General features: G+C 32.6%; 14 protein-coding genes. 7 read left to right on the top strand and 7 right to left on the bottom strand.

Annotation, left to right across the window (positions count from 1 at the left end):
- Positions 1–93 precede the first annotated feature (93 nt).
- Complete coding sequence (locus WY13_RS07645) at positions 94–1,950, bottom strand: APC family permease (RefSeq protein WP_063555105.1); 1,857 nt, start codon at positions 1,948–1,950, stop codon at positions 94–96.
- A gap of 351 nt (positions 1,951–2,301) precedes the next feature.
- Here WY13_RS07645 and pdxS point away from each other — a divergent pair, with 351 nt between their 5' ends.
- Positions 2,302–3,171: a pyridoxal 5'-phosphate synthase lyase subunit PdxS gene (pdxS, locus tag WY13_RS07640; protein ID WP_063555104.1), complete on the top strand. Its 870-nt coding sequence runs from the start codon at positions 2,302–2,304 to the stop codon at positions 3,169–3,171.
- A 3-nt stretch (positions 3,172–3,174) separates the two neighbouring features.
- Positions 3,175–3,741, top strand: coding sequence for a pyridoxal 5'-phosphate synthase glutaminase subunit PdxT (gene pdxT / locus WY13_RS07635; protein WP_063555103.1), 567 nt, complete (start codon positions 3,175–3,177; stop codon positions 3,739–3,741).
- 50 nt (positions 3,742–3,791) lie between these two features.
- Here pdxT and WY13_RS07630 read toward each other — a convergent pair whose 3' ends face one another.
- From WY13_RS07630 to WY13_RS07615, 4 genes are all read right to left on the bottom strand, one after another.
- Positions 3,792–4,724 (bottom strand): ABC transporter permease, encoded by a 933-nt coding sequence (locus tag WY13_RS07630; protein WP_063555102.1) that lies wholly within the window; start codon positions 4,722–4,724, stop codon positions 3,792–3,794.
- A 4-nt stretch (positions 4,725–4,728) separates the two neighbouring features.
- Positions 4,729–5,748 (bottom strand): ABC transporter permease, encoded by a 1,020-nt coding sequence (locus tag WY13_RS07625; RefSeq protein ID WP_063555179.1) that lies wholly within the window; start codon positions 5,746–5,748, stop codon positions 4,729–4,731.
- 43 nt (positions 5,749–5,791) lie between these two features.
- A complete protein-coding gene (locus WY13_RS07620) occupies positions 5,792–7,309 on the bottom strand; it encodes an ABC transporter ATP-binding protein (protein WP_063555101.1) in 1,518 nt (505 codons plus the stop codon).
- A 70-nt stretch (positions 7,310–7,379) separates the two neighbouring features.
- The gene (locus WY13_RS07615) at positions 7,380–8,486 is read right to left on the bottom strand and encodes a BMP family ABC transporter substrate-binding protein (protein ID WP_063555100.1); all 1,107 of its coding nucleotides are present in this window, start codon (positions 8,484–8,486) and stop codon (positions 7,380–7,382) included.
- A 488-nt stretch (positions 8,487–8,974) separates the two neighbouring features.
- Here WY13_RS07615 and fsa point away from each other — a divergent pair, with 488 nt between their 5' ends.
- Positions 8,975–9,622, top strand: a complete 648-nt coding sequence (fsa, locus tag WY13_RS07610; RefSeq protein ID WP_063555099.1) for a fructose-6-phosphate aldolase — start codon at positions 8,975–8,977, stop codon at positions 9,620–9,622.
- Between the two features lie 191 nt (positions 9,623–9,813).
- Positions 9,814–10,173: a C-GCAxxG-C-C family (seleno)protein gene (locus WY13_RS07605; RefSeq protein ID WP_063555098.1), complete on the top strand. Its 360-nt coding sequence runs from the start codon at positions 9,814–9,816 to the stop codon at positions 10,171–10,173.
- Positions 10,174–10,302: 129 nt separating this feature from the next.
- On the opposite strand, the gene WY13_RS07600 is transcribed toward WY13_RS07605, so the two are convergent.
- Positions 10,303–11,223 (bottom strand): choline kinase family protein, encoded by a 921-nt coding sequence (locus WY13_RS07600; RefSeq protein WP_063555097.1) that lies wholly within the window; start codon positions 11,221–11,223, stop codon positions 10,303–10,305.
- Between the two features lie 466 nt (positions 11,224–11,689).
- On the opposite strand from WY13_RS07600, the gene WY13_RS07595 reads away from it, so the two are divergent.
- The 3 genes from WY13_RS07595 (at position 11,690) to WY13_RS07585 (ending at position 15,291) form a co-directional block, all read left to right on the top strand.
- Positions 11,690–12,838, top strand: a complete 1,149-nt coding sequence (locus WY13_RS07595) for a 1-propanol dehydrogenase PduQ (protein WP_156498999.1) — start codon at positions 11,690–11,692, stop codon at positions 12,836–12,838.
- Positions 12,839–13,324: 486 nt separating this feature from the next.
- The gene (locus WY13_RS07590) at positions 13,325–14,515 is read left to right on the top strand and encodes a histidine kinase (RefSeq protein ID WP_063555095.1); all 1,191 of its coding nucleotides are present in this window, start codon (positions 13,325–13,327) and stop codon (positions 14,513–14,515) included.
- Positions 14,516–14,520: 5 nt separating this feature from the next.
- Positions 14,521–15,291, top strand: a complete 771-nt coding sequence (locus tag WY13_RS07585; RefSeq protein WP_063555094.1) for a response regulator transcription factor — start codon at positions 14,521–14,523, stop codon at positions 15,289–15,291.
- A gap of 323 nt (positions 15,292–15,614) precedes the next feature.
- Here WY13_RS07585 and WY13_RS07580 read toward each other — a convergent pair.
- The coding region (locus WY13_RS07580; protein ID WP_156498998.1) for a BMC domain-containing protein at positions 15,615–15,802 on the bottom strand (188 nt) is incomplete at its 5' end.

Below are 15,802 nucleotides of genomic sequence, written 5' to 3'. Positions count from 1 at the left end.
AAATAATTATAGGTTTTCTAACTAAAAAATAAACTTATGCGTAAAAATATTCGGAGCATAAGTTTATTTTGGGTTTAGAATCTCTATACATATTTAATTTTCATCAATTATATAAGGTACTGTAACTATTGCTATATTTCTTCTTTTAAGAAGAATAGTTTTAATCAATAATGCAGTTTGATTGTGCAAAATATTTCCCCACCATTTAGTGACTACAAATTGTGGAAGTACAACAGTTATTGTATCCTTAGGTCCTGCAGCATACTCTTCAGAATCTATAAACTTTGCAAGAGGCTTTATAATGCTTCTATAAGGAGATTTCTTCACTATTATAGGTATACCTATATTATATTCATTCCATTTCTTTAAAAGTTTATTAGTGACCTCATCATCTACAGAAACATGAAATATTATTATATTCTCGGATATAGTTCTAGCATAATTTAAAGCTTTCAGGAAAGATTTATTTAAGGTATCTATAGGTACTATTACGTATCTCTTTTGACCCTCAAAACTTATCTTCTCATATTTTCTCAGTTCATCCATGGAAAGCCGCAGCTGCTGTGCAACTTTTAAGTAATGTTTTTTTATCTTTTCCATGGTATATACAATTATAGGTATAAGTATGAAAACTACCCACGCACCACGAGTAAACCTAGTAACTCCTATAATAATAGTTGTAACAAAAGTTAATATTCCTCCTAATCCATTTATAAATGCCTTGTGTCTCCATCCTTTTACTTTAATTTTAGTCCATCTTTTGAACATACCACACTGAGATAAAGTAAATGATATAAAGACTCCTACAGCATAAAGCCCTAGCAAATAGTGGGTATCTCCTCTAAATATTATAACTAATATAGCAGCTAGCAAACCAAGCATTATTATACCATTGGAATAATTAAGTCTTTTACCACGTTTTGCAAACTGTCTTGGTGCATATCCATCTTTAGCCATAAGGGCAAGTAACAGCGGCAGTCCTGCAAAAGCAGTATTACATGCCATAACAAGTATGATGGCTGTAGCTGCCTGAATTATATAAAATAAAATTCCTCCATTAAATACCTGCCATGAAATCTGAGCAACTACAGTTACATTAGAATTTGGAACAGCATGATAAAGTGTAGCTAAATAGGAAATTCCACCAAACATTAAAAGTACTATAAAAGCTAGAAGCATTAACACAATCTTAGCATTTTTCTGTGATGGTTCCCTAAAGTTTGGAACTCCATTACTTACAGCTTCCACACCTGTTAAAGCTGTACACCCTGCTGCAAAAGCCTTTAAAAATAGAAATATGGTTATAGTTCCAGAAACATCAGGTATTTTGTAACTGGATTTAGGTATATATCCCATAAAATTTATTTTTATTATTCCCCATATAAGCATAACTAATACTAAAAATATAAATATATAGGTTGGAACTCCAAATACCTTTGAAGATTCTCTTATACCTTTTAAATTTCCAATTACTAAAATTGTTATAAGTGCTAAAGTAATAGTAACTGTGTGTGGAAGCAGGGATGGTATTGCTGAAGTTATAGCGGCAGTTCCTGCTGAAGCACTTACTGCTACTGTCAATATATAATCAATAATTAAAGAAGCACCTGCTACAAGACCAGCGGTTGTCCCCAAATTATCCGTTGCTACAATATAAGAACCTCCACCACCTGGATAAGCATCTATAGTTTGTCTATATGAAAATATAAGCATAAACAGCAAAAATATAATGCATAGTGAAGCATAGAGCATATATCTATAAGACAAAAGGCCCATAACCGGCATAAGTATCAATAATATTTCTTCTCCAGCATAAGCCACAGAGGAGATAGCATCACTTGACATTATTGGCAGTCCCCAAAATACATTGAACTTTTCTCCTTTTAATTCTTCAGTTTTTAAGCTTTTACCTATAAGAGCATTTGAGACATTTCCTAAATTAAGATTCATTTTTAACACCTCTAAAAGTAATTTCATAGTCATTTCCAAAATACGGTATTTCCCTCAGTGTTATTATTGCTATATTAAGCCCCATGCTAAGTTGATTTCCTAATTTTGATTTTACTATATTACCACCTTGAACATAAATTTTGAGTTAAGATTGTACTTGCCTGTATAAAGATTCTATAAAGATTCTATTTAAAAGTGTACCGTTACATTTTGCAAATACTTAATTATGAATATAATATATAAATAATAAAGCTTTATTTCATTCATTTATTATAGACTCCATTAATACTAGTTCATGGAGATTTTATAACTTAATCGATAAATCTTTAGATAATATAGGAGGATAATAATATGGGACAATATGAAATAAATAAAAACTTAGCCCAGATGTTAAAAGGTGGAGTAATAATGGACGTAGTAAATAAAGAACAAGCCATTATTGCTGAAAAAGCTGGAGCCTGTGCGGTTATGGCTTTAGAAAGAGTTCCCTCTGATATAAGAAAAGAGGGAGGGGTAGCTAGAATGTCTGATCCTAAAATGATAAAAGAAATACAGGAATCTGTATCCATACCTGTTATGGCAAAAGTTAGAATAGGTCATTTTGTTGAAGCCCAGGTGCTTCAGCAGTTGAATATAGATTTTATAGATGAAAGTGAAGTTTTAACTCCTGCAGATAACTCTTACCATATAAATAAATGGGACTTCAAAGTACCTTTTGTATGCGGCGCTAGAAATTTAGGTGAAGCCCTGAGAAGAATCGGTGAAGGAGCTGCAATGATAAGAACAAAAGGTGAAGCTGGAACTGGAAATGTTGTTGAAGCTGTAACTCATATGAGAACTATGGTAGATGATATCTCAAAAGTTAAAAGTGCAAAAAAAGAAGAGCTTATGACACTTGCAAAAGAATTTGAAGCACCTTATGATTTAATAAAATATATATGGGAAAAAGGAAAGCTACCAGTAGTAAACTTTGCAGCAGGTGGCATCGCAACTCCAGCAGATGCTGCACTTATGATGCAGCTTGGAGCTGAGGGGGTATTTGTAGGTTCTGGAATATTTAAATCTCAAAATCCACAAAAAAGAGCAAATGCTATAGTACTTGCTACAACTTATTACAATGATCCTAAAAAAATTGAAGAAGTTTCAGAAGACCTTGGAGAAGCAATGCCCGGACTTGAAATTGATAATTTAGATCAAAAATATGCACAGCGAGGATGGTAAATCATGAAAATCGGAGTATTATCATTTCAAGGTGGAGTAGCAGAGCATATTCACCATATTAAAATGCTTAAATCTGATGCTGTAGAAATAAAAAATTCTTATCAGCTGGATGACATCGATGGTATCATACTTCCTGGTGGAGAAAGTACCACAATAGGAAAACTTTTAATAGACACAAATATGATGGAACCCCTGCGAGAAAAAATATTAAATGGATTGCCTACTTGGGGAACCTGTGCAGGGATGATATTGCTTGCAAATTCTATAGAAGATTCAAATGAAGGCTATCTAAAAGTTATGGATATTAAGGTGAAAAGAAATGCCTATGGAAGTCAAATCAATAGTTTTAGTACAGAAGCTTTAATTCCCCAAGTATCTTCTTCTAAAATACCTTTAGTTTTTATAAGAGCTCCTTTTATTACTGCCATAGGAAGTAATGTTAAAAACTTATGTAGTATAGATAAGCATGTAGTGGCAGCAAAATATAAAAACATTTTGACAACCTCATTTCACCCCGAGCTTACAGAAGACTTAAACTTCCACAAATATTTTTTATCCATGTGCAGATAAAATAAAAGCTTAGGATTTCAATTAAAATCCTAAGTTTTTTATTTAGAAAATTATCTTTCTTCCCTTGAATATGAAATACCTAAAGCTTTAGGCATAGCTGAAGGTCTATTTTTAGTTTCTCTAGTTGTAAAAATTAGAACTACAAAAGTAAAAATATAAGGAAGCATTTGTAGTATATATGTAGGAATAACAAAACCAAACGCCTGAAGGTGAAGACCCAGTGAACTTATAATTCCGAAAATATAAGCTCCTACTACAGCACGAATTGGATCCCACAATGCAAATATCACAAGAGCTATAGCAATCCATCCTCGCCCTGCTGTCATATTTTCACTCCATGAAGGAGAATAGGCAAGGGATATATAGGCACCCCCTGCCCCAGACAGCATGCCGCCTAAAATTACACATGCATACCTTACTAAAAAAATATTTATTCCTGCAGCATCTGCAGCAGCAGGATTTTCTCCAACAGCTCTCAGTATAAGTCCAGATTTAGTTTTATAAAGCTCAAACCAGATTACAAAAACCAGTATAAAACTCAAATACACCAAAAGATCATTTTTGAAAAGTATTGTCCCTATCACTGGTATTTTACTTAAAATCGGAATACCTATAGCTTTAAATGAAGCAGCTGGAAGAGCCCCTATGTATGATTTTCCAAGGTAGGCACTAAGTCCCGTTCCAAATATAGTAAGTGCCACACCACTCGCCACCTGATTGGCTTTTAACTTTATAGTGAGGACAGCATGAAAAAATGCTAAAGCCGCACCAGCTGCAATCCCTGCTATAAATCCCAACCATTGATTTTTGGTATGAATACTAACTATAAATCCTGTTACAGCACCTACAAGCATCATGCCTTCTACACCTAAATTCATTACTCCTGCTCTCTCTGTCAAAAGTTCTCCAAGACAAGCATATAATAAAGGCGTTCCTGCAACAACTCCCGCCGCAAACACTGAAATTATAAAAGTACTATTCATATTGTCAAGCTTCCTTTCTCACTAATTTATACTTGAGTAATATTTCGCTCCCCAGTACGAAAAGTAATATGGCACCTTGAAACATTAAAACCATACTTAATGAAAAACCTGATGTTTGCAAATTATATCCGCCTACAAAAAGACCTCCCATAAAGAAAGAAACAATAACTATTCCAAAAGGACTAAGCCTTGCCAGAAGTGCAATTATAACTGCTGTATATCCATATCCAGGTGATATATTCTGTTGAAGTTTATGGATAGCTCCTGATACCTCTACCATTCCTGCAATCCCTGCAATTCCTCCACTTATAAACATAACAATTAAAATATTACATACATAATTCATACCTGCATAGATTGCGGTGCTTTTATTGCCGCCGCTTACCCGTATCTCATATCCCCATCTAGAATATTTCAAGACAATAAACATCAGCACTGCTATTCCTATTCCAATAAATAGACCTATATTTATGTCTGTATTACCAAATGGAGTTAGAGTTGCACTTTTAGAAAATGTAGCACTTACAGGAAAATTCTTTCCATTTGGATCTTTCCATGGTCCAAACACCAGATATTGAACCCATAGAATAGCTATATAATTGAGAAGTAATGTAGTTATAGTTTCATTTATGTTTAAAAATGCCTTTGGAATTGCTGCAACCATTGACCATAGTCCACCTGCTATAAATCCTGCTGCCATCATAAGTGGCAGCAATTCATAGGCGGGCATGTTTGGAAAAGATAGTGCGGCCCAAGAAGCTCCAAAAGCTCCCATGAAAAACTGACCTTCAGCGCCTATATTCCAAAGCTGCATACGAAAAGCCAGTGATACTCCAAGAGAAGTAAGCATAAGTGGTATAGATTTCGCTACAGTTTCTGAAAGTCCATAGGTTGAACCAAAAGCACCAGAAAATATTTGGGAACATACATCTATAGGATCATTTCCAGTAATAGCAATAATAATAGCTGAAAATACAATTCCACCAATTACAGATGCAATAGAAACCATTACTTTTTTCATCATAGAACAGGAGCTCGTCTTTTTTAGTTTCCACCCTTTAAATATGTCAATCACTGTAATTCTCCTTTCTACTTCCAGACATCATTAGTCCAATAGATTCCATAGTAACCTCGGATGAATCTACTATTCCCATAATAGAGCCTTCATGCAAGACACATATTCTATCTGACAGCTGTATTAAATCTTCCAGTTCTTCAGAAATGAGAAGAATTGCTCTACCTTCATTTCTTTCATCTATTAAAAGTTTTTTTATATATTCTGAGGCACCTATATCAAGTCCTCTAAAAGGATATGCCAAAACAATAAGATTTGGATCTGACTGTATTTCTCTGGCTAAAAGAAGCTTTTGCATATTTCCCCCTGACATAGTTTTCACAGGGGTATTCAAAGAGGCTATCTTGATATGAAACTTTTCTATTATATTAACTGTGTTATCATATACTTTTCTCCAATTAATATGATATCCCGGCATCCTTCGATAATTTTCAAGTATCATGTTTTCGCAAGCATTCATGTCAGCTACAAGACCTACAGTCATCCTATCTTCTGGTACGTAACTTATTCCCTTATCTATAAATTTTCTTCTACTTTCATTTATACAATTTGCTTCATTTAAGAATATATTTCCTTTTTTTATTGGTGTCAAACCTGAAATAACTTCTGCCAGTTCCTTCTGACCATTGTCATCAATACCTGCAACTCCAAATATTTCTCCTTCATGTACGCTAAATGATATATTTCTCAGTTTTACACATCCGCTTTTATCCTCTGAACACACATCTTTCAGTTCTAAAATTTTCTTTCCATTTGACACTGCTTTTTTACTGGAAACATGTACTATATTTCCACCCACCATCATTTTCGCAATATCTTTTTCTTTAACATCTTTTGTGTTAAAAGTACCCATGGATTTTCCATCACGCAGCACTGTAATTCTATTGGTATTTTCCATTACTTCTCTCATTTTATGTGATATCACTATAATGGATTTTCCCTTTTTAGCTAAAATACCCAGTGTTTTATAAAGTGCTTCCCCTTCCTTAGGGGTAAGTACTGCTGTAGGTTCATCCATTATAAGTATTTTTGCGCCATACATAAGTACTTTTACAATCTCAACCTTTTGTTGTTCTCCTACTGTAAGCTGCCATATTTTAGCTTTAGGATTTACATAAAGTCCATATTCTTGAGCACTTTTTTCAATTTCATCTTCAATATGTTTTTTGTTGTAAATTTCTTTTAAATTTCTAAGTCCTAGCATTATGTTTTCTGCCACAGTAAAAGCTCTTACTAACTTAAAATGTTGATGTACCATACCTATGCCACAAGTTATGGCATCTTTAGGAGAGTTGAATTCAACATTTTTCCCATTTATCTTTATTTCACCGCTATCTGGTTTATAAAGACCCGTTAATATATTCATAAGTGTACTTTTACCTGCTCCATTCTCACCTAAAAGAGCATGAATTTCTCCAGCGTTTAATGAGAATGAGATTTTATCATTAACTGCTATTCCTGAAAACTCTTTTGAAATACCAGTCATTTCAACTATAGGTTGTTTCTCCATATTATCACTCCCAACCTTTAAAGTTTACATACCGACTCATTTAAAAGCCGGTATGTAAAAATAATCTATTCTATTTAGAAATTGTTCCTTCAATGCCTTTTACAAACCAGTTAATAGAAAGCATTTGTTCATCAGTAAGTTTTTGTCCTTTAGCAATCTTTAAGTTACCAGCTTGATCATATATTGGTCCTTCAAATACATTTAACTTATTATCTATAATGTTCTGCCTCTGTTTTGAAATAAGTGACTTTACGTCATCTTTTACCATTGGACCAAAAGGACCTATATCAACTATTGAATCATCTTTAATTCCACCCCAGTATTGTCCAGATTTCCAGGTACCATTAGCTACAGCTTTAACAGTCTTGACATAATAAGGTCCCCAATTCCATATTGATCCTCCAAGCACTGCCTTTGGAGCTTTTGACCTCATATCAGAACTAAAACCAATTCCATATACCCCTCTTTCCTGGGCAGCCTGCATTACAGTAGTAGAATCAAGATGCATTGCAAGTACATCGGCCCCCGCATCTATCAGACTATTAGTTGCAGTTTTTTCAGTAGCAGGATCACTCCATGAATTAGTATAAACTACTTTAACTTTTACATTTGGATTTACTGATTGTGCTCCCAAAGTAAAGGCATCAATATTTCTTACAATTTCAGGTATTGAAAACGGAGCCACAAATCCAATTACATTACTCTTCGTATTCTTACCTGCCAGAATACCTGAAAGATATCTTCCCTCATAATCACGTCCAGCATATGTTCCTAGATTGTTTGACGTTTTGTATCCAGTACAATGCATGAAAACTACATTTGGAAATTTTTTTGCTACATTAACCATATAATCCATGTATCCATAAGTTGTTCCAAATATAACCTTGTTACCTTTTTGGGCAAGCTGTGTAAATACTTTCTCTGAGTCTGCTGTTTCAGGTACATTGTCCACATATGTTACTTCTGCGTTTGGCATATTAGCAGCTAGATACTTTCTTCCTTGATCCTGAGCATAATTCCATCCTGTATCCCCTATAGGCCCTTCATAAACAAAAGCTACTTTAATCTTTTTGTTGTCAGAAGTTGCTTTTTTGTTACTCTGACATCCTACTATCATGGTAGATAGTACAAAAATAGCACATAATAAAATTAAGCTGACCTTTCTTATTTTCCTCATAATACTTTCCCCCTATTTTAATTGTTAGTGTAAAGTTTTTTACACTATTTATTTAATTTCTATATTTTCCATACCCTTAAAAATATAGATTATAACCTTTATTTAATATGAAAATAAGGCCAAGCTTTATTTAATTTAATAAAGATTGACCTTATTTTCATATACTCAGCCAATTGGTATCCTCCCCCTTTTATAAAGAGTGGATACATTTACATGACTTTATGATATTCTTTTTTAGCTTTTTCGTCAATATATAGAAAAATAATTTTTAAACTATTACTTATTATGCTAGAGCTGAACTGTTCTTACTACAAAATACCATATAGCAGCCATGAATAATCCAGGAATTGCAAACATAGAAGATCAACTCAAAAAGTTGAATTAATCATTAAAATGGATGAGAATTTTAGAAAGAAAATATGATCAATTTGTGGTAGAATAGTTGTGTAAATCATAATTTTATATAAATATAATAGGAGGTAATAATTATGAAATTATTTATAGATACCGCTAATGTAGAAGAAATAAGAAAAGCTAATGAAATGGGAGTAATTTGTGGAGTTACTACTAATCCTTCTTTGATCGCAAAAGAAGGTAGAGACTTTAAGGAAGTAGTAAAAGAAATAACTACTATTGTAGACGGACCAATAAGTGCTGAAGTAATAAGCTTAGAATCCAAAAAAATGGTAGAAGAAGCAAGAGAGCTTGTAAAAATACACAAAAATATAGTAATAAAAATTCCTATGACTGTAGAAGGATTAAAAGCTGTAAAAATTCTTTCAAAAGAAAATATAAAAACTAATGTAACATTGATATTTTCCCCAGGACAAGCACTTTTAGCTGCAAGAGCTGGTGCAACTTATGTAAGTCCTTTTTTAGGAAGACTAGATGATATTGGAATGAACGGAATTGAATTGGTTGAACAAATATCTGCTATTTTTAAAATTCATGATATAAAAACAGAAATTATATCAGCCAGCATTAGAGGTCCTCTTCACGTTATAAATGCTGCAAAAGCAGGATCAGATATCGCTACAGTTCCATATAAAGTATTAGTACAAATGACTAAACACCCACTAACAGATATAGGAATACAAAGATTTCTAGATGACTGGAAAACGGTACCTAATAAGTAGTATATTCTTTATTTTCACTTGTTTCCAACATTTATCATTGATAGTTGAAAAGAATCTTCTTATAATACTGTACTAAGTATATTCTATAAGATAGATTATATCATTTGACATCAACGAAAAATGCGTTATATTATAATTATTAATGTAATTTACGAATATTTAGAATTTATATAAAACAAGGGGTGAAAATTATGAATGATGCGTCACAATTTCATAAAGAGGGATTTAATTGTGCAGAATCTATAATTAAAGCTTTTAACAGAGACAACAATTTAAACATTCCTGTCTCAATTGCAAGTCCATTTGGTCTTGGTATGGCCGTACAAAGTACTTGTGGTGCTGTTACTGGAGCACTTATGGCTATGGGCTCCGTAAAAGGAAGAAACGAGTCTTCTGTACAAAATGAATCTAGAAAAATTGCAAAAGAAATAATGAACAAAGTAACAGAAAAGTATGGAACTTTTGAATGCTCTAAATTAAAACAAAAAGGTGTATCTTGTGATGAGATAATAGATTATACTTATGGAATTCTTAAAGATTATGCAAAATAATAGTAATTAATAACCACTTTAATACATTATAACTTATTAAAGTTTGTACTATTAGTAATACTGCTAGTACAAACTTTTAATTATCTTTAAACACTTCTTGTATATACAGAATTTTCAACAATCTGTTATTTACTCACAATTCTTTACCATATCAGCAATGGAGTAATCTGGTGAGCTTGTGATTGCCTTCACATTTCTTTGAAATCGTTCATACCTAAAACAGCAGTAATCAAGAAAATCATCTCCGCTGTAATGTCTAATCATAGCCCATACCATCCAAAGTAAATCTTGTGCTACCATATAACTTTTTATCTTTACTATTTCTTCAGGTGTCGGAAATTGTCCATAGTAGTCAACAAGAAGATATTGAATTGCTTCTTCGGTTAATCTAGATTCAAGAATATATGAAGCTACATCCCAACTTGGATCATTCATTCCAGAATATTCCCAATCTATAAGGTAGGTCTTTCCATTACTATCAACAATAAAATTTTCAGGGACTGTGTCATTATGACATGGAACAGAAATTGTTTTTTTAATATTCTTTTCCATAAAATCAAGCAATCGTTTTTTTAATGTAGCATAGTCAAAGAAAAAATCACCATTAAGCTTTTGAACTATATGTTCATATTTATTTAACTCCATCTGCCAATTAAATGAATTAGGGAACCACTTTTTGCTAGAGTGAGTTTTTTTCATGAGAGCAGAAACAGATCTCAGAGTTGTAGGAGAACATGGATCAAGTTGAGCAATATTTTTGCTGTTTTGAATATATACACTAATTTTAATTCCACTATCTTGATCAAAATAAATACACTCAGAGTTCAAACCAAGCTCTGCTGCTATTTTATCATTAAAACTTTCAATTTTACGATCAATCATTAGGTTGGTCATGCCACCCGGTTGTCGGACAACATACTGTTTTCCATTGATATTCATAATATAGTTATAATTGGTAAGTCCACCTGCAAAACGAGATTTATCAAATATTATACTGTCATCATTAAAAACAAGACACAGCTTTTTTTGTACTAATTCTTCCATTTTCATAAATAATCCACCACACATATTTCAATCTTTTGTTCTGTCAATAAAAAACACAAGTAACCAACTAACACCAGTTTGTAGCTTTCTAACGATACCCATTCTGAATTTAATTATAACAATAATACTCCCAAAAATCAACATATCGCTTTCTATTAGAACGTTTATTAAATATTTCATACCTTTTTCATAGATTATATATATTCTAATAGTAGTATTAATTGTAACTTTAAAAAAGTGCAATAGCAAATCATGTTTTGAGGTAGATATTGTTCTATAAAAGCAACATTGTACCATATCAATTTCTAACTGGATACAATAGTGCTAAAACTATATATTCTATTTACAATAAACTAGCCGCTTTGTATGCTACCATGTAAAGTGATAATTGCGAAGGCATTTATCAAAAAAATAACAAAGTTTATTAAAAATCTGTAAAAAGTAACTGTAGTAAGAATAGGAGGGAAAAATCATGGAAGACAAGTTTGAAAATTTTAATTTGAAATCCAAGATTTATTTTAATAGGGAATCTATACAACTTTTAGAGCAGGTCACTGGCTCTCGAGCATTTATCGTTGCAGATGCTATTATGGGTAAACTTGGATATCTTCAGAAAGTGATAGATTACCTAAGTAAAGCTGGAATAAGTTCCGTTGTTTTTACGGGAGTACACCCTGATCCAGATGTCAATGTAATTGCAGATGCAATGAAATTGTACAAGAAAAGCGACGCAGATATTCTTGTTGCACTAGGTGGAGGCTCTAGCATTGATACCGCCAAGGGAATAATGTATTTTGCATGTAATTTAGGAAAAGCAATGGGCCAGGAAATTAAAAAGCCCCTGTTTATTGCAATTCCATCAGCAAGTGGAACAGGCTCTGAAGTAACAAACTTTACTGTTATTACTTCTCAGAAAGAAAAGGTATGCATTGTAGATGATTTTATTGCACCAGACGTTGCAATACTTGACTCTAGTTGTATTGATGGTCTGCCTCAACGTATTGTAGCAGATACCGGTATAGATGTTCTAGTTCATTCTATTGAGGCCTATGTTTCAAAAAAGGCAACTGACTTTACAGACGCTCTTGCTGAAAAAGCAGTTAAATTAATTTTTGAGAATCTTCCAAAAATTTATAACGATAGTAAAGATTCTGAAGCTCGAGATCATGTTCAAAACGCTTCCTGCATAGCAGGAATAGCATTTACAAATGCTGGTCTTGGAATTAATCACAGCTTGGCTCATGCTATGGGTGGAGCTTTTCACATTCCTCACGGCCGATCCAATGCGCTTTTACTTAATGCAGTAATGGAATACAACGCTAGCTTAGTGGGAAGTGCAAGCGAGCATGCTATGGAAAAATACGCAAAACTAGCATCAGTTCTACACCTTCCAGCTCGAACAACTCGTGAAGGCGCTGTAAGTTTTATCGAAGCTGTAGATAAATTAATAAAATCTCTAGGTGTTGAAGATAATATTCGAGCTCTTGGAATTAAAGAAGTTGAGTTTCAAAGTGCTTTAAATCATATGGCAGAAACAGCAATGCAAGATAGATGCACTCCAACTAATCCTAGAAAACCTTCTAAAGAAGAACTTATACATATTTATCAAAAATGTTATTAATAAGTACCTCAACTTTTTTAGTTAATAGTTAAGAATGAAGAATTAATAGTTAATGTGGATTTTTTTCCGTTACACTACAAAAAATCTTTAACTAAGCTTTTCATCACTCGTTTCGCTAAAGCGAAACATTGCTGATTTATATAAATTTAAAGATTTTTTGCGACAGCTAAAAATCATCTTTCACTATTAATTCTTCATTATTAATTTTTAACTTGCGAAGCTTTGCTTCGCATTATTTTTAAATTATGTCTTAGTGCTTATAGTATAAATTTAATTTATTACTTAAAATTAGAAAAAATTAGAGTCTAAAGGTTTTATATTTGTTTTGTTTTTTTGACAATATCTGACAAAGAACTGTGGAAAAGTATAAAATATTGTTTACTTTTATATTTTTATATAATATAATATAAAAAAAGAATGTACTAAAATCTAATTAATTTCTTTTTTTGAGTATAAACTATAGGTCAGGAGATGGGTGTTATAAGGATGAATAAAACTGATAATCCACTTAAAAAATTTATAACCTCAAAGTTATATAGCCGCTATAGTGGTATTTTATCCCTATCAGATGTACCTTTGTTTTTGGTAGATACAAATGGGGATATTTTACTTGAATTTATTCCATCCCCAGATTTTTGTACTCATGTATGTCAGGAAAGGGAGTCTCATGTATGTCCTGAATATCAATGTCGATTACAATCTGGCAAGGAAGGTAGATTTGTATGCCGATATGGTCTTGAAAATATGATTTTTCCGATCATAGTAGACAATAAAACTGTAGGTTATATGGCTGGTATACAAGTATATTTGAAGGATAACGAATATAAAAAGTATATGATTAATGTCCAGTCTCCCAAAGAGACTAAGACTGAAGAGCTAGAGTTTATCGCCAAGTCGATTTTCTCACTAAAATCCGTAGAATCAAATAAAATTAAAGTATACGAGCGATTATGTTGCGAAATTGCTAAAAATATTTCTCTTGATTTATCAGAAAGCACTAAGCTATCCCATCAAGATGTGAAAAGGTTGTCAATTGAAAAGGAAATATTAGAGAAAAAGATCATTGATCTAGAATCAAAAAATATGTCTCTAGTTGTTAATCCTCATTTTTTGTTTAACACTTTAAATTGTATTGCCCGTGTGGCTTATTTTGAGCATTCCCACGAAACAGAAGAGCTTATTTATTGTCTTTCTGATTTGCTTAGATATAATTTAAAGCAGGGTAACCAGCTTCACACCATCGGTGCTGAAATTAACAATATTGAAAAGTATTTATATATTCAAAAAGTAAGATTTAAAACTCGTCTGGAATATGATATCAACATTTCAGAAAATCTTAAGTCTTATAGAATTCTCAATATGATCATCCAACCTATTGTTGAAAACTCTGTAATTCATGGAATAACCCCAAGGCGAGATGGAGGCAAAATAAGTATTTATGCAGAAAAATATAAAGAGGAAATTGTTATCTCCATTATGGATAACGGAAATGGTTTCCCAAAGGATGTTTTGCTTAACATACAGCAATGTGAAAATAAATCTGGCCTAGGTTTTCAAAGTACAGACAAACGTTTAAAACAATATTATGGAAAGCAATATGGATTGAAAATTGTAAAATCTGATTACAGTGGAAGTACCGTTACCATCACAATTCCTGCAGAACCTATTGTGAGGTGATAACAATGAGCATAGTATTGATTGTAGAAGATGAAATACTTGAACAAGAATTTCTTAAATCAATTGTACTTGAAGAACTTTTTCCAGAAGATGTATTGCTAACCTGCGAAAGTGGAGTTCAGGCTATTAAACTAGCTAAGCAATACCAGCCGAATATTATCATGATGGATATAATGATTCCTGAATTGGATGGTCTTAATACCATTGAACAGATCAGAAAATTTCTACCCAACGTGCTTATTACAATTTTATCTGCTCACTCGGACTTTTCCTATGCACAGAAAGCAATTAGTCTCCGAGTTTTTGAATACCTATTAAAACCCGTAAAGCCTAACATTATCAAACAAGTTTTTCGGAAAATGTTAGACTCCGCAGCTGATTGTAATATAGTAGTAGATAAAAGTACTGACGAAAAGAACCCCGAATCTAAAGAATCTCAGCAATACTTTATTGAAAAGTCTATAAAATATATTAAAGAACATTTTAGGGAAAAAATAACTTTACAAATAGTTGCCTCTACAGTGTTTCTGAATCCAAAATATTTTAGCCGTGTCTTTAAAAAGGAACTGGGTGTCTCATTTTCAAAGTATGTAATTAATCTGAGAATTCAATATGCCTGTAGATTATTAAAAACAACTAATTATCGTGCTTATCGAATTTCATCAGAATGTGGCTTTTCAGATCCATCTTATTTTAACAGGGTATTTTGTGCGGAGATGGATATGACTCCTCAAGCCTATAGAAAACGTACGCTTATGTCAATGGAAGATGACTAAATTGTGTGTAGTTGATTTCATAGGAAAGATTGATATTTGAACTGTTACCTGCTAAATGGGCAGTTATATATAATTAAAGCGCCAATTGTACAATTGGCGCTTTAATTATATTTTCCGATAACATTTCCTATAAACATAATAATATTACAATTTTCTAAAGAGAAAATAAGGAACGTACCTCGATTTAATTTACACAATCTCGATACGTTCCCTAAACAAACTATTACTTTTAACTATCTACCATATCACATCATATCTGACTTATTTCAAAGTCATCTCTGCATATTCATTTATACCTTACTAAATAAATGGCAAACTGTAATCTACTTTTCATCTTCCTTCAAATTAGTTTTAGGAAGGATAGTTTCGACTTCAACGTGTGGACGAGGAATAACATGAACAGAAACTAATTCTCCAACACGTTGTGCTGCAGCAGCACCAGCATCAGTAGCTGCCTTTACTGCTCCTACATCTCCTCTTACCATTACTGTTACAAGACCGCCGCCAACAT

Source organism: Clostridium ljungdahlii (assembly GCF_001636845.1).
In the GTDB taxonomy this organism is placed as follows: Bacteria; Bacillota; Clostridia; order Clostridiales; family Clostridiaceae; genus Clostridium_B; species Clostridium_B ljungdahlii_A.
Note: the sequence above shows the minus strand (reverse complement) of the source record. Positions and strands in the feature narration are given on the sequence as shown.